Source organism: Bacillus cereus group sp. MYBK222-1 (genome assembly GCF_051916425.1).
GTDB classification, from domain to species: Bacteria; Bacillota; Bacilli; order Bacillales; family Bacillaceae_G; genus Bacillus_A; species Bacillus_A paranthracis.
This window is the reverse complement of sequence record NZ_JBQAGP010000011.1, coordinates 37,243-58,575: the sequence shown is the minus strand read 5'-3', so window position 1 is coordinate 58,575 and position 21,333 is coordinate 37,243. Positions and strand designations below refer to the sequence as shown.

The following is a 21,333-nucleotide window of genomic DNA, read 5'->3' as shown; positions in this document are numbered from 1 at the left end:
GTAAGATCCCTGAAAGATGATCAGGTTGATAGGTTCGAGGTGGAAGCATGGTGACATGTGGAGCTGACGAATACTAATAGATCGAGGACTTAACCATATAATATGTAGCAATGTTATCTAGTTTTGAAGGAATATGCCTTCATAGTTTGGTGATGATGGCAGAGAGGTCACACCCGTTCCCATACCGAACACGGAAGTTAAGCTCTCTAGCGCCGATGGTAGTTGGGACCTTGTCCCTGTGAGAGTAGGACGTCGCCAAGCAACTAAGCACGAGTCAAATGACTCGTGTTTTTTCGTGTTTTCTTTTATAATCCATAGTAATAAAAAATGTATTTAAATAATTATTATTTTGATTAAATACAGGGGAATGTGGCTAGGATAGTAAATAAGCAAAAGAGTTGCAAATTTTATTAATACGTATATAATTAAAGTCAAAGATAGTCAAAGTCAATAAAGGTGGCGGATAAATGAGAAATATATCTGATATCATTGAGCAATATCTAAAGCAAGTTATTGACTTAAGTAATAATAATGTGATTGAAATCAAGAGAAATGAGATTGCGGATCGATTCGAGTGCGTACCATCTCAAATCAATTATGTGATCAATACCCGTTTTACGTTAGAAAGAGGATTTGTAGTAGAAAGTAAACGTGGTGGAGGAGGTTACATTCGCATTATAAAAGTCAAACTGCATGACGATATAGACATTATTGATCAAATGCTTCATATGATTGATCATAGCGTTGCGCAAGGAAATGCAGAGAGTATGATTATACGTTTAATAGAAGAGGGAATCATAACGAATCGTGAAGCTAAACTTATGTTAAGCGTACTAGATCGTTCTGTATTATCAATGGATGTTCCTTCTCGAGATGAACTTAGGGCTCGAATATTATGCGCAATGTTAAGAACACTGAAATATAAATAAATACAGCTTTTGTAAAAGAATAATAACTAAAAGATAAGGCAGTTAAATATTGTAGAAGTTTTGAAAAAAGAACACGCACTTTTATGTAAACGAATAAAGGAAAGTGAACAGTCTAGTAATGTATGAAAAGTACTATGAGATAGATCGTTCCTGTTGTAAAGGTGGGGATAGTGATGACTTGTCAAAACTGTAATATAAGACCAGCAACTTTACATTATACAAAAGTAATTAACGAAAAGAAGGCGGAAGTTCATCTTTGTGAGCAATGTGCAGAACAAAGTGGCTATACGTCTTTCTTTCAATCATCGCAGTCTAACTTTTCATTCCATGATTTATTTGCTGGGTTATTACACGGTGAATCAACAATGTTTGAAGAAGAAAAAAGCGGATTTTCGAACACAAATATATTAAGATGTCCAAATTGTAAAATGACATATGAGCAACTTACAAAGGTAGGACGCTTTGGATGTGCTTCTTGTTACGATACATTTAAGGAACATTTAAAGCCGTTATTAAAACGTCTTCACGGCGGGCATACAGATCATTGTGGAAAAATTCCGAAGCGTATAGAAGGAAATATTCACTTAAAGAAAGAATTAGATGAACTAAAACTCATTCTGAAACAATACGTACAGAAAGAGGAATTTGAGAAAGCTGCTGGAGTAAGGGATAAAATTAGAAATCTTGAAACTCAGCTTAGTGAGCATAGAGAGGGGGAATAGTTCTATGTCACTGGACAAAATTATGAATGAAGCGATTAGTCCATGGATGAAGGGAGATGGCCCTGATTCTGATATTGTTTTAAGTAGTCGAATTCGTTTGGCTCGTAATTTTAAAAAATATCAATTCTCTACTATGCAAAACGAAGAAGAAGCTAAACAGATTCAAGAATTATTTAAAAAGGAATTTATAAATAAAACAGTAGAACCTTTTGGAGAGTTTGAACTATTAAAAATGAATGAATTAACGCCTCTTCAAAGGAGAGTATTAGTTGAAAAGCATTTAATTAGTCCCAACCTTGCAGGAACAGAATATGGAGCGTGTCTATTGTCAGAAAACGAACATATTAGTGTTATGCTGAATGAAGAAGACCATATTCGGATTCAGTGCTTATTTTCAGGATTGCAGTTATCAGAGGCACTTCAAAGTGCTAATCAAATAGATAATTGGATTGAGAAAGAGGTTGAATATGCTTTTGATGAATCACTTGGATATATTACGAGCTGCCCTACTAACGTTGGTACAGGACTTAGGGCTTCCGTAATGATCCATTTACCAGGGCTCGTTTTAACGAAAAGAATTAGCCGTATTATACAAGTAATTCAAAAATTAGGGTTAGTAGTAAGAGGAATATACGGTGAAGGTAGCGAAGCGTTAGGTAATATATTTCAAGTGTCAAACCAAATGACGCTAGGAAAATCTGAAGAAGATATTATTGCAGATTTAAAGAGTGTCATTCAACAAATCATACAGCAAGAAAAGATGGCTAGAGAATTAATTGTACAAAATTCAAGTATTGAGCTTGAAGATAAAGTTTATCGCTCTTATGGCATACTAGCCAACAGTCGTTTAATTCAATCTGCGGAAGCAGCCAATTGCTTATCAGATTTACGACTTGGTATTGATTTAGGATATATAAAAGGTATATCGAGAAATATTTTGACTGAGCTAATGGTTCTTACACAACCAGGCATTTTACAACAATATGCGGGAGGACCTTTAGGGCCAGAAGAAAGAGATTATCGAAGAGCAACCTTAATCCGTGAGCGATTACGTATTGAAAAAAACTAAGCGCAAGTAGGAGGCGATTTCTATGATGTTTGGAAGATTTACAGAAAGAGCACAGAAAGTATTAGCTTTATCTCAAGAGGAAGCGATTCGTATTGGGCATAACAATATTGGAACAGAACATATTTTACTTGGGCTTGTACGCGAAGGTGAAGGAATTGCAGCAAAAGCGTTGATTGCTCTTGGATTAAGCCCGGAGAAAGTTCAAAAAGAAGTAGAAGCGTTAATTGGACGCGGAACAGAAGCTTCTCAAACCGTACATTATACACCGCGTGCTAAAAAGGTTATTGAGCTGTCTATGGATGAAGCTCGTAAATTAGGTCATTCTTACGTTGGAACAGAACATATTTTACTTGGTTTAATCCGCGAGGGTGAAGGGGTAGCAGCACGTGTTTTAAATAACTTAGGTGTTAGCTTAAATAAGGCAAGACAACAAGTATTGCAACTTCTTGGCAGTAATGAAGCAAGTTCAGGTCATCAAGGTGGTTCTTCAACAAATGCAAATACACCAACACTTGATAGCTTAGCACGTGATTTAACAGTTGTTGCACGTGAAAATCGTTTAGACCCTGTTATTGGACGTGGTAAAGAAATTCAACGTGTAATTGAAGTTTTAAGCCGTAGAACGAAAAACAATCCTGTATTAATTGGGGAGCCTGGTGTAGGTAAAACGGCAATTGCAGAAGGATTAGCACAACAAATCGTAAATAATGAAGTTCCTGAAACTTTAAGAGATAAGCGTGTTATGACACTAGATATGGGTACAGTGGTAGCCGGAACGAAATACCGTGGTGAATTTGAAGACCGTTTGAAGAAAGTAATGGATGAAATCCGCCAAGCAGGAAATATCATTCTATTTATTGATGAACTTCATACATTAATTGGTGCAGGTGGAGCAGAAGGTGCTATTGACGCATCGAACATTTTAAAACCATCTTTAGCTCGTGGGGAATTACAATGTATTGGAGCGACAACGTTAGATGAATATCGCAAATATATTGAAAAAGATGCAGCTTTAGAGAGACGTTTCCAACCAATTCACGTTGATGAGCCAAGTTTAGATGAATCAACTCAAATTTTGAAAGGTTTACGTGATCGTTATGAGGCACATCACCGCGTATCTATTACAGATGATGCAATTGATGCAGCTGTAAAGCTTTCAGATCGTTATATTACAGATCGTTTCTTACCAGATAAAGCAATTGATTTAATTGATGAAGCTGCTTCAAAGGTTCGCTTACGCTCTTATACAACACCACCAAATCTAAAAGAGCTTGAAGTGAAGCTTGAGGAAATTAGAAAAGAAAAAGATGCAGCTGTACAAAGTCAAGAGTTTGAAAAAGCTGCTTCCTTACGTGATATGGAACAACGTTTACGTGAGAAGTTAGAAGATACGAAGCGTCAATGGAAAGAGCAACAAGGAAAAGAAAACTCAGAAGTGACAGTAGAAGATATTGCAAATGTTGTTTCTACGTGGACTCGTATCCCGGTTTCTAAGCTTGCACAAACAGAGACTGATAAATTATTAAACTTAGAATCGATTCTTCACGATCGTGTTATTGGTCAAGATGAAGCGGTAGTAGCTGTGGCGAAAGCTGTTCGTCGTGCTAGAGCAGGTTTGAAAGATCCGAAACGTCCGATTGGTTCATTTATTTTCTTAGGACCAACAGGTGTAGGTAAAACGGAGCTAGCAAGAGCGTTGGCAGAATCTATGTTCGGTGATGAGGATGCAATGATTCGCATCGATATGTCTGAGTACATGGAGAAGCATTCTACTTCTCGTTTAGTTGGATCTCCTCCAGGATATGTTGGATATGAAGAAGGTGGACAATTAACAGAAAAGGTTCGCCGTAAGCCATATTCAGTTGTCTTATTAGATGAAGTAGAGAAAGCTCATCCTGATGTGTTTAACATTTTACTACAAGTATTAGAAGATGGTCGCTTAACAGATTCTAAAGGGCGTACAGTTGATTTCCGTAATACAATTGTTATTATGACATCTAACGTTGGTGCAGAAGCGTTAAAACGTAATAAACATCTTGGATTTAACGTACAAGATGAGAGCCGCGATTATTCAGATATGAAAGGTAAAGTAATGGATGAACTGAAAAAGGCATTCCGTCCAGAATTCTTAAACCGTATTGATGAAATTATCGTGTTCCATATGCTTGAGAAAAAACATATTCAAGAGATTGTAACACTTATGGTAAATCAGTTAGTAAATCGCTTAAAAGAGCAAGAAATTGAATTGCATTTAACAGAAGGAGCGATTTCGGCTATTGCTGATAAAGGGTTTGACCGAGAGTACGGTGCTCGTCCGCTTCGTAGAGCAATTCAGAAACATGTAGAAGATAGACTATCGGAAGAACTTTTAAAAGGTGCTATTGAGAAAGGACAAAAAGTTATCTTTGATGTTGAAGGAGAATCATTTGTCATTCATAGTGCTGAAAAGGTAAAATAAGTATAGACAAACTAAGAGGGCTACGAGATAGCCCTCTTTCTTGTACGATAAGGATAAATTGTTTATAGATGAAAGTGAAGTGAGATATAAAACGATATGGCTAAAAAGAAAACAAAATTCACATGTCAAGAGTGTGGGTATCAGTCACCAAAATATATGGGGAAATGCCCTGGATGTGGTCAATGGAATACGCTTGTTGAAGAGATGGAACCGGTTGTATCATCAAGGCGCCTTAATTATGCGAATGCAATTCAAACAGAAGTAACAAAACCAAGACGTCTAACAGAAGTGGAAACAAAGTCTGAGGCGCGTATTGAAACAAAATTTCAAGAATTTAACCGTGTACTTGGTGGCGGGATTGTAGATGGATCCTTAGTACTGATTGGTGGAGACCCCGGGATTGGAAAATCAACGTTACTATTACAAATATCATCACAATTAGCGGATTCTTCATATGATGTCCTATATATATCGGGTGAAGAATCAGCAAAACAGATTAAACTGCGTGCGGATCGTTTACATGTAAATGGTAGTAATCTATTTGTTGTATCAGAGACGGACTTACAGCGAATTGCAACACATATTGAAGAGGTGAACCCAGCCTTTGTTGTTATTGATTCTATTCAAACAATACATCTACCTGAAGTAACATCAGCACCGGGAAGTGTGGCACAAGTTCGTGAATGTACAGCGGAATTAATGAAACTTGCAAAAACGAAAGGAATCCCTATTTTTATCGTTGGACATGTGACAAAAGAGGGAGCGATTGCAGGACCTCGTATGTTAGAACATATGGTCGATGCAGTTCTTTACTTTGAAGGAGACCGTCATCATACATACCGCATTTTGCGAGCAGTAAAGAATCGTTTTGGTTCTACGAATGAAATGGGTATTTTTGAAATGAAAGAGCTTGGCCTTGCAGAAGTATTAAACCCTTCTGAAATTTTTCTTGAGGAAAGACCAGTTGGGGTTGCAGGATCAACAGTGGTTGCCTCAATGGAAGGAACAAGACCAGTTTTAGTAGAAATACAAGCATTAATTTCCCCTACTAGTTTTGGAAACCCTCGAAGAATGGCAACGGGAATTGATCATAACCGTGTATCGCTTATTATGGCAGTGCTAGAAAAAAGAACAGGCTTATTATTGCAAAATCAGGATGCATATTTAAAAGTAGCAGGTGGTTTGAAGTTAGATGAACCAGCAATTGATTTAGCTGTCGCTTTAAGTATAGCTTCAAGTTTTAGAGATAAATCTACGGCACCAACCGATGCAGTAATAGGAGAAGTAGGATTAACTGGAGAAATAAGAAGGGTATCAAGAATTGAACAACGTGTACAAGAAGCAGCTAAATTAGGATTTCAACGCGCTATTATTCCTAGAAAAAATTTGGGAGGATGGACAATTCCAGATGGGATTGAGGTAGTTGGTGTATCTAATTTAGGAGAAGCACTTCGTTTGACATTAGGAGGCTAGGCTATGGAAGAAAACAAGCAACGTGTCAAAAGTATGATTAATATTTTACAACTTGTGGCCCCGGGAACACCACTGCGCGAAGGGATAGATAATGTACTTCGCGCACAAACAGGGGGATTAATTGTTCTTGGATATAATGAGCAGATTAAAAGTATTGTTGATGGAGGTTTTCATATTAATTGTGCATTCTCTCCAGCTAGTTTATATGAATTAGCAAAAATGGATGGGGCACTTATTTTAAATGAAACGGGAAGTAAAATTTTGATTTCGAACGCACAGTTAGTTCCAGAGTCATCTATTGACTCTATTGAGACAGGTATGCGCCACCGAACGGCGGAGCGTGTAGCAAAGCAGACAGGCAGCCTTGTTGTGGCTATTTCACAAAGACGTAACGTAATTACGCTATATCAAGGGAATTTACGTTATACACTAAAAGATATAGGCGTTATTTTAACAAAGGCGAATCAAGCTATCCAAACGTTAGAAAAATATAAGGCTGTATGGAATGATGGGATTACGAATTTGGGCATTCTAGAATTTGAAGAGGTTGTTACAATGTCCGAGGTAGTCCATGTTTTACATAGTGTTGAAATGGTACTACGTATTAAAAATGAAATATTGAGCTATATTCATGAATTGGGAACAGAAGGTAGGTTAATTCGTTTACAACTTACGGAACTATTAGCCGACTTAGAAGCAGAGGCAGCGCTATTAATTAAAGATTACTATCAAGAAAAAACACAAGACCATCATCAAATTTTGAAAAAGTTACAAGAACTTGCGAATACACAACTTCTAGAGGACAGTGATTTAGTTAAATTGCTTGGATACCCAGGACAAACGAGTTTAGAAGAAAGTGTGACGCCGAGAGGATACCGAATCACAAGCAAAATTTCGCGTGTTCCACCACTTATCATTGAAAATTTAATTAATCGATTTAAAACTTTGCAAGGTGTTTGTCGTGCAACTATTAATGAATTAGATGATGTGGAAGGAATTGGAGAAGTCAGGGCGAAGAAAATACGAGAAGGCCTAAAAAGAATTCAAGAGCATCTCTATATGAGTAGACACAATTAAGAATATTACATTGATTCCATAATATAACGACACTAGAACATTTTTGGTATATGATATGATATATTGGTAAATAAAACTATTTATAAAAAAACACGTCCGCTTTTGCATTCGGCGTTTTGATTAGCGAAACAATGGTTAATAATGAGTAGGAGGTGGTTGGATGTTAAAACGGATTGTACAGCTCTTCTTTTTAGTAATCGGGGGAGCGTTAGGGATTTACTTAATCCCAAAAGTTATTAATGTATTAGACATCGGTGCCGTTCCTTTATTGGAAGGATCGTATGTTCGTGCAATTATTGGTGCAATTATTTTATTTTTAACAACATTTTGGCTTGTAGATTATATTGTTCAACTTATTAAGCATATTGAAGAGGCTCTTGTAAAAGCGCCTGTAGCAGATGTTTTGTTTGGTACATTAGGTTTAATCTCTGGGCTTATTGTTGCGTATTTAATTTTAATACCAATTCGTGAATTTACAATTCCAGTTATTAGTACAGTGTTGCAAGTGTTCTTTACTCTTTTACTAGGATATTTAGGATTCCAAGTAGGGTTTAAAAAGAGGAATGAATTGCTAGGATTATTTACATTACCACAACGTGGGAAGAAGAAAAATAATAATAGTGAGAATGAAGAACCAGAAAATGAGGTAGAAGAATCTTTAGCGCATTGGAAAATTCTCGATACAAGTGTAATTATCGATGGACGTATTGCTGATATTTGCCAAACAAAGTTTTTAGAAGGAACAATTGTCATTCCGCAATTCGTGTTAGAAGAACTTCAGCACATTGCCGATTCTTCTGATGCTTTAAAACGTAATCGTGGTCGCAGAGGATTAGATATTTTAAATCGTATTCAAAAAGAGATGCCGATCCCGGTAGAAATTTATGAAGGCGATTTCGATGATATTCAGGAAGTGGATAGCAAACTTGTAAAGTTGGCGAAAATCACTGGTGGAACGGTAGTAACGAATGACTTCAACTTAAACAAAGTCTCTGAATTACAAGGGGTAACGGTGTTAAACATTAATGATTTAGCTAATGCAATTAAACCTGTTGTACTCCCAGGTGAAGAATTAAGTGTGTATGTTGTAAAAGATGGAAAAGAACAAAATCAAGGTGTAGCATATTTAGATGACGGCACGATGATTGTAGTAGAAGATGGTAGAGAATATGTAGGCTCACAACTCGATGTACTCGTTACGAGTGTGTTACAAACGTCGGCTGGGCGCATGATTTTTGCCAAACGTAAATTATTAGAAAAAGCATTATAAGTAGAGGATTATTAATATGTATACATTAATTATTCCAGCAGCTGGTCAAGGAAAGCGGATGGGTGCTGGCAAAAATAAGTTGTTCTTACTTATTAATGAAGTACCGATTATTGTGCATACGTTACGTGCTTTCGAACAGGATAAAGCATGTAAAAATATTATTATGGCAATTAACGAAGAAGAGCGTCCGTATTTTGAAGAGTTAATGCAAAAGTATCCGGTTGCAAAGCCAGTACAATTTATTCAAGGTGGAGCTGAAAGACAAGATAGTGTATATAATGCGATTCAGCATACGAGTGATGTTGAGTATGTTCTTGTACATGACGGTGCGCGCCCGTTCGTAACGAATAAAGTGATCCAAGATGTATTAACTGCAGCAGAAAAATATGGAGCTTCCATTTGTGCGGTGCCAGTGAAAGATACTGTTAAGAAAGTAGAGCAGGGTGTTGTTGTCGAAACGGTAGAAAGATCTCAACTTAAAGCTGTTCAAACACCGCAAGGGTTCTCTGTTTCTCTTTTGTTAGAAGCTCATAGAAGTGCGAAGCAGAGTTGTTTCCTTGGTACAGATGATGCAAGTCTCGTAGAACGTATCGGGAAGCAAGTAGGTGTAGTAGAGGGGAGTTACTATAATATTAAAGTGACGACCCCAGAGGATTTACTAATTGCTGAAAGTTTTCTTCACGTTCAAAAGAAATGATAGCAATGATTATAGCGAAGAGAAGCTCGGCAAAGGCCGGGCTTTTCTTTATAAGGATAGCGATATAATATAGAATCATAAAGCTCAGTAGTTTAGCTCGAGGAGGATGTAAAAAATGTTTCGAATTGGACAAGGTTTTGATGTGCATGAATTCGCGGAAGGTAGACCGTTAATTATTGGCGGAATTACAATTCCACATGAGAAAGGATTAATCGGTCACTCTGATGCAGATGTATTGTTACATACAATCGCGGATGCGTGTTTAGGTGCAATTGCAGCAGGAGATATTGGGAAACATTTTCCTGATACAGACCCTGCCTTTAAAGATGCTGATTCAGCTGTATTATTGCAAAAGGTTTGGGAGTTTGTGCGTGAACAAGGTTATGAATTAGGGAATTTAGATTGTACAATTATTGCTCAAAAGCCAAAAATGGCACCACATATTGAAAGTATGCGCAAACGTATTAGTGAGCTATTAGAAACGTCTATCGATAATATCAATGTAAAGGCAACAACAACAGAAAAATTAGGATTTACAGGTAGAGAAGAAGGAATTGCTTCTCAAGCAGTTGTTTTATTACAGAAAAAATAATGGTTTTTAATTCGTAAGATGGATAATCACATTTTTTTGGTGTACAATTATAGAATGTGTTGACATTAAGAATGGAAGGTGTACCAATTATGGAAAAGCAAGTGAGAGTGCGCTATGCGCCAAGTCCAACAGGACACTTACATATCGGAAATGCGCGTACGGCATTATTTAATTATTTATTTGCTCGTCATCAAGATGGTAAGTTTATTATTCGTATTGAAGATACTGATGTAAAACGTAATGTTGCTGGTGGAGAAGAAAGCCAATTAAAATACTTGAAATGGCTCGGTATGGACTGGGATGAAGGTGTTGATGTTGGTGGTGAATTTGGACCATATCGTCAAACAGAGCGTTTAGATATTTATAAAAAGTTATATGAAGATTTATTAGAGCGTGGTTTAGCTTACAAATGTTATATGACAGAAGAAGAGCTAGAAGCAGAACGCGAAGGGCAAATTGCTCGTGGTGAAACACCTCGTTACGCAGGTAACCACCGTGATTTAACTGAAGCGCAAGTGAAAGAATTTGAAGCTGAGGGACGTATTCCAAGTATTCGTTTCCGCGTACCAGCTGACCGTGATTACACATTTAAAGATATTGTAAAAGATGAAGTTGCATTCCATTCAAATGATTTCGGTGATTTCGTTATCGTGAAAAAAGATGGAATTCCAACTTATAACTTTGCAGTAGCAGTAGATGATCACTTAATGGAAATTACACACGTACTTCGTGGTGATGACCATATTTCAAACACGCCAAAACAAATGATGATTTATGAAGCTTTCGGTTGGGATATTCCGCAATTCGGTCATATGACTTTAATTGTAAATGAAAGCCGTAAAAAATTAAGTAAGCGTGATGAATCTATTATTCAATTTATTGAGCAATATAAAGAGCTTGGATATCTTCCAGAAGCAATCTTTAACTTTATTGCACTACTAGGTTGGTCGCCAGTAGGAGAAGAAGAAATCTTCTCTCAAGAAGAGTTTATCAAAATGTTTGATGCAGCTCGTTTATCAAAATCACCTGCATTATTTGATTCTCAAAAACTAAAATGGATGAACAACCAATATATGAAAAAGCAAGATTTAGATACGGTGGTAGAATTAAGCTTACCGCATTTAGTGAAGGCTGGACGTATAGGTGAAACTTTAAGTGAACAAGAACAAGCTTGGATTCGTGATGTAATTGCGTTATATCATGAACAAATGAGCTTTGGAGCTGAAATTGTAGAGCTTTCTGAAATGTTCTTCAAAGATCATGTTGATTATGAAGAAGAAGGACAAGAAGTATTAAAAGGTGAACAAGTACCAGAAGTACTTCGTGCATTTGCTGGTCAAGTAGAAGCACTAGAAGCTATGGAACCGGCAGCAATTAAGGCGGCTATTAAAGCAGTTCAAAAGGAAACAGGTCATAAAGGTAAAAACTTATTTATGCCAATCCGTGTTGCAACTACTGGTCAAACACACGGTCCAGAGCTTCCTAATGCTATTGCACTTCTTGGAAAAGAAAAAGTTTTAAATCGTCTTCAAAAAGTAATTGGTTAACATTTTCTAGGTTTAGAAATATAATAAGTATACTTAAAACCTAATAAGGAAAAGCGACGAGAAGGAGAAGTAGAAAATCAGGCTTTTTACAGAGAGAACCACCTTAGGCTGGAAGTGGTTTATAAGCGGATTTTTGAAATGCCCCTTCGAGTCTTCTGCTGAACAGCAAATTGTTTTGCGAAACGTCTTAGGACGTAAAGTAAGCAGAAGCGGTGTACACCGTTATCAGAGATGAGTTTGAGGCTTTTTTTAGCCTAAACAGAGTGGAACCGCGCTTATAAGGCGTCTCTGTCAATATGACAGAGACGCCTTTTTTTATACCGTAAAATTGGGTATGAGTATAAGTTTTATCCACGTGTATAAAGATTTAGGGGGATAAGTAGGGAGTTAGTTCACTCGAAAAAGCAGCCCATAAAGGGGAGGGAACGTCGATGTTTAAGAGGCTTCGGGAAGATATTGAAGTCGTTTTTGAACAGGATCCAGCGGCAAGAAGTTATTTCGAAGTCATTTTGACTTACTCTGGATTACATGCAGTTTGGGCCCATCGAATTGCACATGCTTTTTATAAAAAGAATTTCTTCTTTATTGCACGTTGGATCTCACAAGTTAGTCGTTTCTTTACTGGCATTGAGATTCATCCAGGAGCAACAATTGGTCGTCGTTTTTTCATTGACCATGGAATGGGAGTTGTAATTGGAGAAACGTGCGAAATTGGTGATAATGTAACGATCTATCAAGGAGTTACATTAGGTGGTACGGGTAAAGAAAAGGGAAAGAGGCACCCTACAATTCAGGATAATGTATTAATTGCCACAGGTGCTAAAGTACTGGGTTCTATTACAGTTGGAGAGAATTCTAAAATTGGAGCAGGTTCTGTCGTATTAAAAGAAGTCCCTGCACATTCTACAGTTGTAGGTATACCTGGCCGAGTCGTTATTCAAAATGGCGTAAAGATTGGTCAAGAATTGAATCATTCCGACCTTCCAGACCCAATTTTTGATAAATTAAAGGTCATGGAAGTAGAACTTGATAAATTGAAAAAACAACTTGAAGTAAAGGTAGAAAGGAAGGATAAAAATGACTATTCACATTTATAATACGTTAACACGTCAAAAGGAAGAGTTTATTCCATTAGAAGAAAATAAGGTAAAGATGTATGTATGCGGACCTACAGTTTATAACTATATTCACATCGGGAACGCAAGACCACCTATGGTATTTGATACAGTGCGCCGTTATTTAGAATATAAAGGATACGATGTGCAGTATGTATCTAACTTTACTGACGTAGATGATAAATTAATTAAAGCGGCAAATGAATTAGGTGAAGATGTGCCGACAATTGCGGACCGTTTCGTGGAAGCATATTTTGAAGATGTAACGGCACTAGGTTGCAAACATGCAACAGTTCATCCGCGTGTAACAGAAAATATGGATATCATTATTGAATTTATTCAAGAACTTGTGAATAAAGGATATGCATATGAATCAGAAGGGGATGTGTACTTTAGAACGAAGGAATTCGAAGGGTACGGTAAGTTATCACATCAACCGATCGCGGACTTACGTCACGGTGCGCGTATTGAAGTAGGAGAAAAGAAACAAGACCCTCTTGATTTTGCACTATGGAAAGCTGCGAAAGAAGGAGAAATCTTCTGGGAAAGCCCTTGGGGTCAAGGTCGCCCAGGCTGGCATATCGAGTGCTCGGCAATGGCGCGTAAATACTTAGGGGATACAATTGATATTCACGCTGGTGGTCAAGACTTGGCATTTCCTCATCACGAGAATGAAATCGCGCAGTCTGAGGCGTTAACAGGAAAAACATTTGCACGTTATTGGATGCACAATGGATATATTAATATTAATAATGAGAAAATGTCTAAGTCACTTGGGAACTTCATTTTAGTTCACGATATCATTAAGCAATATGATCCGCAGTTAATTAGATTCTTTATGCTATCAGTACACTACCGTCACCCAATTAATTTCAGTGAAGAGTTATTACGAAGCACAAATAACGGACTGGAAAGAATTAAAACAGCTTACGGTAATTTAAAACACCGTATGGAAAGTAGTACGGATTTAACAGATCATGATGAGAAGTGGTTAGCTGACCTGAAAAAATTCCAAACTGCATTTGAAGAAGCGATGAATGATGACTTCAATACTGCCAATGCAATCACTGAGTTATATAATGTAGCAAATCATGCAAATCAATATTTACTGGAAGAACATACGTCTACAGTGGTAATTGAAGCATACGTAAAACAACTTGAAACATTATTTGATATTCTAGGGTTAGAATTAGCGCAAGAAGAGTTACTAGATGAAGAAATTGAAGCGCTTATTCAAAAACGTATTGAAGCTCGTAAAAATCGTGATTTTGCATTATCAGATCAAATTCGCGATGATTTAAAAGATCGTAATATTATTTTAGAAGATACCGCTCAAGGTACAAGATGGAAAAGAGGATAAGAATGATTGATGCAAAGCAATTAAACAGCTTAGCGTTAGCATATATGGGTGATGCGGTATATGAACAATATATCCGCTATCACCTACTTCAAAAAGGGAAGGTTCGTCCTAATCAGTTGCATCGATTAGGGACAAGCTTTGTTTCGGCAAAAGCACAGGCGAAAGTTGTTTATCATTTATTAGAGACAGCGTTTTTAACTGAGGAAGAAGAGGCAGTACTAAGAAGAGGGCGTAATGCAAATTCAGGTACTGTTCCGAAAAATACAGATGTACAAACATATCGACATAGTACAGCCTTTGAAGCGTTAATTGGCTATCATCACTTATTAAATAATCGTGAAAGATTAGACGAAATTATATATAAGGCAATTGCTGTTCTAGAAGAAAAGGAAGGGGGCACATCATCATGAGTAGTGAATATATTATCGGACGTAACCCTGTAATTGAAGCGTTACGATCAGGGAGAGATATTAATAAAATTTGGATCGCAGAAGGTGCTGCCAAAGGACAAGTACAAATTGTACTAGCACTAGCGAAAGAAAATAAAATTATTTTGCAACATGCACCAAAAAAGAAGTTAGATCAATTAGTTGAGGGGAACCATCAAGGTGTAATTGCTCAAGTGGCCGCATATCAATATGCTGAGCTAGAAGATCTATTCAAAGTAGCAGAGAAGCGCAATGAAGATCCGTTCTTCTTAATTTTAGATGAAATTGAAGACCCGCATAACCTCGGTTCTATTATGCGTACTGCGGACGCGACAGGAGCTCATGGAATTATAATTCCGAAAAGAAGAGCTGTGGGACTTACTGCATCAGTTGCGAAAGCATCTACTGGGGCAATTGAATATATTCCTGTTGCACGTGTAACGAATTTATCTCGTACAATCGATGAATTAAAAGAACGTGGACTTTGGATTGCTGGTACAGATGCAAAAGGAAAAACGGATTACCGTAATTTAGATGGTAAAATGCCAATTGGATTAGTAATTGGAAGTGAAGGAAAAGGTATGAGTCGTATTATTGGTGAAAAATGTGATTTCTTAATTACTTTACCGATGGTTGGTAAAGTTACATCCTTAAATGCTTCAGTGGCCGCAAGTTTGTTAATGTATGAGGTATATCGTAAACGTAACGAAATTGGTAAATAAAAAATGAACGATATTTTAATCGTTGACGGTTACAACATTATTGGAGCTTGGGGAGACTTGAAAAAACTACGGGATGTAGATTTGCAATCATCAAGAGATGCACTGATTGATAAGATGGCGGATTACCAAGGTTACACAGGTACAAAGGTAATGATCGTTTTTGATGCTTATACAGTCCACGGTATTGAAAAAAAGATGAAACAATCACGTGTGGAAGTTATATTCACGAGGAAGAATCAAACTGCAGATGAAAAGATAGAGCAACTTGCAATTGAGCTTAGAAATATAAATACGCAAATATATGTTGCGACTTCTGATTATACGGAACAATGGGTTATATTTGCTCAAGGTGCGCTCCGGAAATCTGCGCGGGAATTAGAGTTGGAAGTACAAGCGATGGAGCAACAAGTAAGAAGGCGTACACAAGACACAAAAGAAAAGCAACCTGCTATGCGAAAGATATTTAGTAAAGATATTACAGAAAAGTTAGAAAAATTAAGAAGAGGAGAGCGTTGAAGCATTGACGCTCTTTGTCTTTTTACTGTATAATATTTCTAAATAAATAGCGGTCGGAGGGATCAAGGTGGAAGCAGGCTTCGTAAGTGTAGGCGACGTTACATTTCGTGATTTAGAAGATGAGGCAATCGTTGAGTTAGTTCGAAAAGGTAATACTGACGCTCTAGAATATTTGATTCACAAATATAAGAACTTTGTTCGCGCGAAATCGAGATCTTATTTCTTAGTGGGTGCCGATCGAGAAGATATTGTTCAAGAAGGTATGATTGGATTGTTTAAAGCGATTCGTGATTATAAAGAGGACAAGCTGTCTTCATTCAAAGCATTTGCTGAACTGTGTATCACTCGACAAATTATTACCGCTATTAAAACAGCAACCAGGCAAAAACATATTCCGTTAAATTCATATGTGTCTTTAGATAAACCGATTTATGACGAGGAATCTGATCGGACATTATTAGATGTTATTTCGGAAGCGAAGGTAACTGATCCTGAAGAAATGATTATAAGTCAGGAAGAATATACCGACATAGAATCTAAAATATCTGAATTATTAAGCGATTTAGAAAGGAAAGTGCTTTCTTTATATCTAGACGGTCGTTCTTATCAAGAGATTTCGGAACAGTTAAATAGACATGTGAAATCTATTGATAACGCTTTACAGAGAGTGAAGCGGAAATTGGAACGATATATGGAAATGAGAGAGAGTACCACTTCAAATTAATAACAAGAGCTACAGGTGTAAAAAATCACCTGTTTTCTTTTTGTAGCGAGTACAAAAGGCATGTCATTGACATTGTCTTTTATTGTATGATACATTTTTAGGGACATAATGTTACAAGGTTGGTGTAACTAATGAGGAAAAAAGTTGTACTCTCATGTGAAGAGTGTAAAAATCGAAACTACTCTACGATGAAAGATACGAGCTCAGTAGAGCGACTTGAAATAAAGAAATTTTGTAAAACATGCAATCAGCATACAGTTCACAAGGAAACAAAATAAATAATTGAAATAATACACTGGAGGTCCCGTAGATGCGTTTAACGAACTTTTTCGGCGATGTAGGTCGCGAAATGAAAAAAGTAAGTTGGCCTAAAAAAGATGAATTACTCCGTTCAACAGCGACTGTTATCGCTACAGTTGTCTTCTTTGCGATTTTCTTCGCAGTAGTTGATATGGGCATTTCTTCTTTAATTCGGTTAATTCTTGGTTAATTCTTGAATAAGAAGCACTTATCCATGATATAATGTTATTTATAAGAACTGTGTAAAAGCCCGGTGAACGGGTTTTTTCATTTGCGCAAAAAAATGTACGTCAGGGAGGGAAGGACGCTCGTCCTAAATGAATGGAAAAAAGTTGGTATGTTGTCCATACTTATTCTGGATATGAAAATAAAGTAAAAGCAAACCTAGAGAAACGTGTAGAATCAATGGGTATGCAAGATAAAATTTTCCGTGTTGTTGTCCCGGAAGAAGTAGAAGTAGAAATGAAAAACGGTAAAGAAAAATTAATGAAAAGAAAAGTGTTCCCAGGTTATGTATTAGTAGAATTAATCATGACTGATGACTCTTGGTATGTTGTACGTAACACGCCAGGTGTAACTGGGTTCGTTGGTTCTTCTGGTTCTGGATCTAAACCATCACCTCTATTAGAAGAGGAAGTTGTTACCATTATGAAACATATGGGAATGGACAACGAAGTGGTTGATTTCGACTTTGAACTTCATGAGACAGTACGTGTAAATGAGGGACCATTCGCAGATTATACAGGTGCTATCGAAGAAATTGATGTGGAGAAGAAGAAGGTTAGCGTGCTTGTGGACATGTTTGGTCGCGAGACTCCAGTTGAACTTGACTTCCATCAAATTGAAAAATTATAAAATGAAACTTGAAATGAATTGTAAAAAGTGATAATATCTTTTAAGTCAGTACGTCTTCGTTATCGGAGACGTTTTTTGAAAGATTTTATCCTTAGAGATAAAATATGACGTGGGAGGGCAAATCACTGTCCAATTGACCACATCACGGACTTAAGGAGGTGTGTCTCGTGGCTAAAAAGGTAATTAAAATGGTAAAGCTTCAAATTCCTGCAGGTAAAGCTAACCCAGCTCCACCAGTTGGTCCAGCATTAGGACAAGCAGGTGTTAACATCATGGGCTTCTGTAAAGAGTTTAACGCTCGTACAGCAGATCAAGCTGGTCTTATCATCCCTGTTGAAATTACGGTATTTGAGGACCGTTCATTCACTTTCATTACTAAAACTCCTCCTGCTGCTGTTCTTCTTAAGAAAGTAGCTGGTATTGAGTCTGGTTCTGGTGAACCAAACCGTAATAAAGTGGCAACTGTTAAGCGTGATAAAGTACGCGAAATCGCTGAAACTAAAATGCCTGACCTAAACGCTGCTAGCGTAGAAGCTGCAATGCGTATGGTTGAAGGTACTGCACGCAGTATGGGCATCGTTATCGAAGACTAATTCGATTTGTTTTTTAAAAAAGGTTGCGGGTCTGGAATTCCAATTCGCAACCTTTATTATCGTAAATGATTATCGTTTTTAAATAAATGGGTGGCGCGCATCCTCAGGTTATACCTGAAAATAAGCGTAAACGTGGGAGGTTATTCCGCTAAAACCACATTCGAGGAGGAAATAAAAATGGCTAAAAGAGGTAAAAAGTACGTAGAAGCTGCAAAGCTTGTTGATCGTGCAGCTGCTTACTCTGCAACAGAAGCAGTAGAATTAGTAAAGAAAACAAACACAGCTAAATTTGATGCAACTGTAGAAGCTGCATTCCGTTTAGGTGTTGACCCTAAGAAAGCTGACCAACAAATCCGTGGTGCAGTTGTTCTTCCACACGGTACTGGTAAAGTACAACGTGTATTAGTGTTCGCTAAAGGTGAAAAAGCTAAAGAAGCTGAAGCTGCTGGAGCTGACTTCGTAGGCGATGCTGATTACATCGGTAAAATCCAACAAGGTTGGTTCGATTTCGATGTAGTAGTAGCAACTCCTGACATGATGGGTGAAGTTGGTAAACTTGGTCGCGTATTAGGACCTAAAGGTTTAATGCCAAACCCTAAAACTGGAACAGTTACTTTCGATGTAACTAAAGCTGTTAACGAAATCAAAGCTGGTAAAGTTGAATACCGCGTTGATAAAGCTGGTAACATCCACGTTCCAATCGGTAAAGTATCTTTCGAAGATGCTAAATTAGTAGAAAACTTCAGAACAATCGCTGACACTTTACAAAAAGTTAAGCCAGCTGCTGCAAAAGGTACTTACATGAAGAACGTAACAGTTGCTTCTACAATGGGACCTGGCGTACGTGTAGACGTTTCTACATTAGCGTAAATTTTGGAAGTTGACTTCATAAAGAAGTTTTAATATAATCATTTATGTTGTGAATTTAATTAGTGTACCGTAGACAGTAGGTGTCAATAGACTTAATTTCCTACCTAGGTGTTAATATACGAAGCGGAATTTTTTTCTGTGACTATATGCCTCCATGTCTACAAGTTGGGCATGGAGGTTTTTAGTGCACTTTCGGTACATCTTCTATATAATCTACAGGAGGTGTAATAACATGAGCAAAGTAATCGAAACTAAACAACAAGTTGTAACTGAAATCGCGGACAAACTTCGCGCTAGTAAATCTACAATCGTTGTTGACTACCGTGGTTTAACAGTTTCTGAAGCAACAGAATTACGTAAGCAATTACGTGAAGCTGGCGTTGAGTTCAAAGTTTACAAAAACTCTCTAACTCGTCGTGCTGCAGAATCTGCTGAAATGGCTGAGTTAAATGAATTCTTAACAGGACCAAACGCAATCGCGTTCAGTAACGAGGATGTAGTTGCTCCTGCGAAAGTATTAAACGACTTCGCTAAAGATCATGAAGCTTTAGAAATTAAAGCAGGCGTAATCGAAGGTAAACTTGTAACACTTGATGAGGTTAAAGCTATCGCTACTCTTCCATCACGTGAAGGCTTACTTTCTATGCTTCTTAGCGTTCTTCAAGCTCCAATCCGTAACCTTGCACTTGCTACTAAAGCAGTTGCAGACCAAAAGGAAGAGCAAGGCGCTTAATTTTTTAAAAGATAATTACGTATTATCGATAAAACAATACAAACCTATTTAAGGGAGGATATTTACAATGACTAAAGAACAAATCATTGAAGCAGTTAAATCTATGACTGTATTAGAACTTAACGACTTAGTAAAAGCTATCGAGGAAGAATTCGGCGTAACTGCTGCTGCTCCTGTAGCTGTTGCTGGTGGCGCTGGAGAAGCTGCTGCTGAGAAAACTGAATTTGATGTGGAACTAACTAGCGCTGGTGCACAAAAAATTAAAGTTATCAAAGTTGTTCGTGAAATCACTGGTCTTGGCTTAAAAGAAGCTAAAGAATTAGTTGACAACACTCCAAAAGTAATCAAAGAAGCTGCTGCTAAAGAAGAAGCTGAAGAAATCAAAGCTAAACTTGAAGAAGTTGGCGCTGCTGTAGAAGTTAAGTAATTAACTTTTGATGCTTTAAAAAAAGCTCGCTCTCATGCGAGCTTTTTTTTTAACTGTAAAGAAAAGAGGTGGCCATATGGCAGACCATTATTTTTCTAATGACCCTTCTAGTAAAAGTGATCGTAAGCGATGGGAATTTACGCTTCGTGGATCTCAATTTACTTTCTTATCTGACCGTGGGGTGTTCTCGAAAAACGAAGTGGACTTTGGTTCTCGTCTTTTAATTGAAGCGTTTCAAGTGCCAGATATTAAAGGTGACATATTAGACGTAGGTTGTGGATATGGACCAATTGGTTTATCGTTGGCGAAAGAGTTTCAAGACCGTAAAGTTCACATGGTGGATGTGAATGAAAGGGCACTTGAGCTTGCGAAAGAAAATGCCGCTAACAATAGAATTGGAAATGTGCACATTTTTCAAAGTAGCGTCTATGAAAATGTAGATGGTATGTATGCTGCTATTCTATCTAATCCTCCAATTCGTGCAGGTAAAGATATCGTGCATGAGATTTTAGAAAAAGCTATAGAACATTTAGTTCCAGGTGGGGAGTTGTGGATTGTTATTCAAAAGAAACAAGGTGCACCATCTGCGCTGAAGAAACTAGAAGAAGTATTTTCTGAAGTCGAAGTTGTAGAAAAGAAAAAAGGATATTATATCATAAAATCAAAAAAACGTTGACGGTTATTTTTGGCTATGTTAACATTATACAATGCCAATATATGATTTTCTGCGTTGAGAAAGATGTATATTTTTGTTTCTCTTGGAAAAGATAGTAAAATCAGCAGATTATGAAACAGAATGATGGTTTTCTTATAGAAGCCATTTTTCTTTTTTGAACAGGTAGAAAGACTCAACGTA

24 protein-coding genes, 2 rRNA genes and 2 other annotated features are annotated in these 21,333 nt (G+C 37.3%); all 26 genes read left to right on the top strand.

Annotated elements, in window-relative coordinates:
- Positions 1 to 97: ribosomal RNA gene (locus ACTFR9_RS26540) — 23S ribosomal RNA — on the top strand; the annotation flags it as partial.
- Between the two features lie 48 nt (positions 98 to 145).
- Positions 146 to 261, top strand: a 5S ribosomal RNA gene (gene rrf, locus ACTFR9_RS26535).
- A gap of 206 nt (positions 262 to 467) precedes the next feature.
- Positions 468 to 929 (top strand): transcriptional regulator CtsR, encoded by a 462-nt coding sequence (ctsR, locus tag ACTFR9_RS26530; RefSeq protein WP_001244563.1) that lies wholly within the window; start codon positions 468 to 470, stop codon positions 927 to 929.
- A 173-nt stretch (positions 930 to 1,102) separates the two neighbouring features.
- Positions 1,103 to 1,651, top strand: coding sequence for a UvrB/UvrC motif-containing protein (locus tag ACTFR9_RS26525; RefSeq protein WP_000128382.1), 549 nt, complete (start codon positions 1,103 to 1,105; stop codon positions 1,649 to 1,651).
- A gap of 4 nt (positions 1,652 to 1,655) precedes the next feature.
- Positions 1,656 to 2,720 (top strand): protein arginine kinase, encoded by a 1,065-nt coding sequence (locus ACTFR9_RS26520; protein ID WP_000050825.1) that lies wholly within the window; start codon positions 1,656 to 1,658, stop codon positions 2,718 to 2,720.
- A 22-nt stretch (positions 2,721 to 2,742) separates the two neighbouring features.
- Complete coding sequence (gene clpC, locus ACTFR9_RS26515) at positions 2,743 to 5,178, top strand: ATP-dependent protease ATP-binding subunit ClpC (RefSeq protein WP_000971179.1); 2,436 nt, start codon at positions 2,743 to 2,745, stop codon at positions 5,176 to 5,178.
- 96 nt (positions 5,179 to 5,274) lie between these two features.
- Complete coding sequence (gene radA, locus ACTFR9_RS26510) at positions 5,275 to 6,651, top strand: DNA repair protein RadA (protein ID WP_001085212.1); 1,377 nt, start codon at positions 5,275 to 5,277, stop codon at positions 6,649 to 6,651.
- 3 nt (positions 6,652 to 6,654) lie between these two features.
- The gene (gene disA, locus ACTFR9_RS26505; RefSeq protein WP_000392171.1) at positions 6,655 to 7,728 is read left to right on the top strand and encodes a DNA integrity scanning diadenylate cyclase DisA; all 1,074 of its coding nucleotides are present in this window, start codon (positions 6,655 to 6,657) and stop codon (positions 7,726 to 7,728) included.
- A gap of 160 nt (positions 7,729 to 7,888) precedes the next feature.
- On the top strand, positions 7,889 to 8,998 hold the full coding sequence (locus ACTFR9_RS26500) for a PIN/TRAM domain-containing protein (protein ID WP_000919684.1): 1,110 nt from the start codon (positions 7,889 to 7,891) through the stop codon (positions 8,996 to 8,998).
- Between the two features lie 16 nt (positions 8,999 to 9,014).
- A complete protein-coding gene (gene ispD, locus ACTFR9_RS26495; RefSeq protein ID WP_000288304.1) occupies positions 9,015 to 9,695 on the top strand; it encodes a 2-C-methyl-D-erythritol 4-phosphate cytidylyltransferase in 681 nt (226 codons plus the stop codon).
- A 115-nt stretch (positions 9,696 to 9,810) separates the two neighbouring features.
- Complete coding sequence (ispF, locus tag ACTFR9_RS26490) at positions 9,811 to 10,287, top strand: 2-C-methyl-D-erythritol 2,4-cyclodiphosphate synthase (protein ID WP_000488386.1); 477 nt, start codon at positions 9,811 to 9,813, stop codon at positions 10,285 to 10,287.
- Between the two features lie 89 nt (positions 10,288 to 10,376).
- Positions 10,377 to 11,834 (top strand): glutamate--tRNA ligase, encoded by a 1,458-nt coding sequence (gene gltX / locus ACTFR9_RS26485; RefSeq protein ID WP_000415154.1) that lies wholly within the window; start codon positions 10,377 to 10,379, stop codon positions 11,832 to 11,834.
- A 47-nt stretch (positions 11,835 to 11,881) separates the two neighbouring features.
- Positions 11,882 to 12,127 (top strand) — a binding site (T-box leader).
- A 138-nt stretch (positions 12,128 to 12,265) separates the two neighbouring features.
- Positions 12,266 to 12,931 carry a serine O-acetyltransferase gene (gene cysE, locus ACTFR9_RS26480; RefSeq protein WP_000476500.1) on the top strand — a complete coding sequence of 222 codons (666 nt, stop codon included), beginning with the start codon at positions 12,266 to 12,268 and terminating at the stop codon, positions 12,929 to 12,931.
- On the top strand, positions 12,912 to 14,309 hold the full coding sequence (cysS, locus tag ACTFR9_RS26475; RefSeq protein WP_000152257.1) for a cysteine--tRNA ligase: 1,398 nt from the start codon (positions 12,912 to 12,914) through the stop codon (positions 14,307 to 14,309). The genes cysE and cysS overlap by 20 nt, the downstream gene beginning before the upstream one ends.
- 2 nt (positions 14,310 to 14,311) lie before the next feature.
- Positions 14,312 to 14,719, top strand: coding sequence for a Mini-ribonuclease 3 (locus tag ACTFR9_RS26470; protein WP_000564260.1), 408 nt, complete (start codon positions 14,312 to 14,314; stop codon positions 14,717 to 14,719).
- Positions 14,716 to 15,459, top strand: coding sequence for a 23S rRNA (guanosine(2251)-2'-O)-methyltransferase RlmB (rlmB, locus tag ACTFR9_RS26465; protein WP_000093759.1), 744 nt, complete (start codon positions 14,716 to 14,718; stop codon positions 15,457 to 15,459). Before ACTFR9_RS26470 ends, rlmB begins: the two co-directional genes overlap by 4 nt.
- Positions 15,460 to 15,462: 3 nt before the next feature.
- Positions 15,463 to 15,975, top strand: coding sequence for an NYN domain-containing protein (locus tag ACTFR9_RS26460; protein ID WP_000997883.1), 513 nt, complete (start codon positions 15,463 to 15,465; stop codon positions 15,973 to 15,975).
- Between the two features lie 67 nt (positions 15,976 to 16,042).
- Entirely contained in the window at positions 16,043 to 16,699 is a 657-nt protein-coding gene (locus ACTFR9_RS26455; protein WP_000387199.1) for an RNA polymerase sporulation sigma factor SigH, read from the top strand.
- Between the two features lie 131 nt (positions 16,700 to 16,830).
- Positions 16,831 to 16,977 (top strand): 50S ribosomal protein L33, encoded by a 147-nt coding sequence (gene rpmG, locus ACTFR9_RS26450; RefSeq protein WP_002070160.1) that lies wholly within the window; start codon positions 16,831 to 16,833, stop codon positions 16,975 to 16,977.
- 32 nt (positions 16,978 to 17,009) lie between these two features.
- Entirely contained in the window at positions 17,010 to 17,189 is a 180-nt protein-coding gene (gene secE / locus ACTFR9_RS26445) for a preprotein translocase subunit SecE (protein WP_001241321.1), read from the top strand.
- A gap of 131 nt (positions 17,190 to 17,320) precedes the next feature.
- Complete coding sequence (gene nusG, locus ACTFR9_RS26440; RefSeq protein ID WP_000415794.1) at positions 17,321 to 17,854, top strand: transcription termination/antitermination protein NusG; 534 nt, start codon at positions 17,321 to 17,323, stop codon at positions 17,852 to 17,854.
- 167 nt (positions 17,855 to 18,021) lie between these two features.
- Entirely contained in the window at positions 18,022 to 18,447 is a 426-nt protein-coding gene (gene rplK, locus ACTFR9_RS26435; protein ID WP_001085872.1) for a 50S ribosomal protein L11, read from the top strand.
- A 177-nt stretch (positions 18,448 to 18,624) separates the two neighbouring features.
- The gene (gene rplA / locus ACTFR9_RS26430) at positions 18,625 to 19,317 is read left to right on the top strand and encodes a 50S ribosomal protein L1 (protein WP_002020168.1); all 693 of its coding nucleotides are present in this window, start codon (positions 18,625 to 18,627) and stop codon (positions 19,315 to 19,317) included.
- Positions 19,318 to 19,366: 49 nt separating this feature from the next.
- Positions 19,367 to 19,510, top strand: a sequence feature (ribosomal protein L10 leader region).
- Between the two features lie 39 nt (positions 19,511 to 19,549).
- Positions 19,550 to 20,050, top strand: a complete 501-nt coding sequence (rplJ, locus tag ACTFR9_RS26425) for a 50S ribosomal protein L10 (protein WP_000048716.1) — start codon at positions 19,550 to 19,552, stop codon at positions 20,048 to 20,050.
- Positions 20,051 to 20,117: 67 nt separating this feature from the next.
- Positions 20,118 to 20,477, top strand: coding sequence for a 50S ribosomal protein L7/L12 (gene rplL / locus ACTFR9_RS26420; RefSeq protein WP_000159736.1), 360 nt, complete (start codon positions 20,118 to 20,120; stop codon positions 20,475 to 20,477).
- Between the two features lie 76 nt (positions 20,478 to 20,553).
- Entirely contained in the window at positions 20,554 to 21,153 is a 600-nt protein-coding gene (locus tag ACTFR9_RS26415; protein WP_000763281.1) for a class I SAM-dependent methyltransferase, read from the top strand.
- The last annotated feature ends 180 nt before the right edge of the window (positions 21,154 to 21,333 follow it).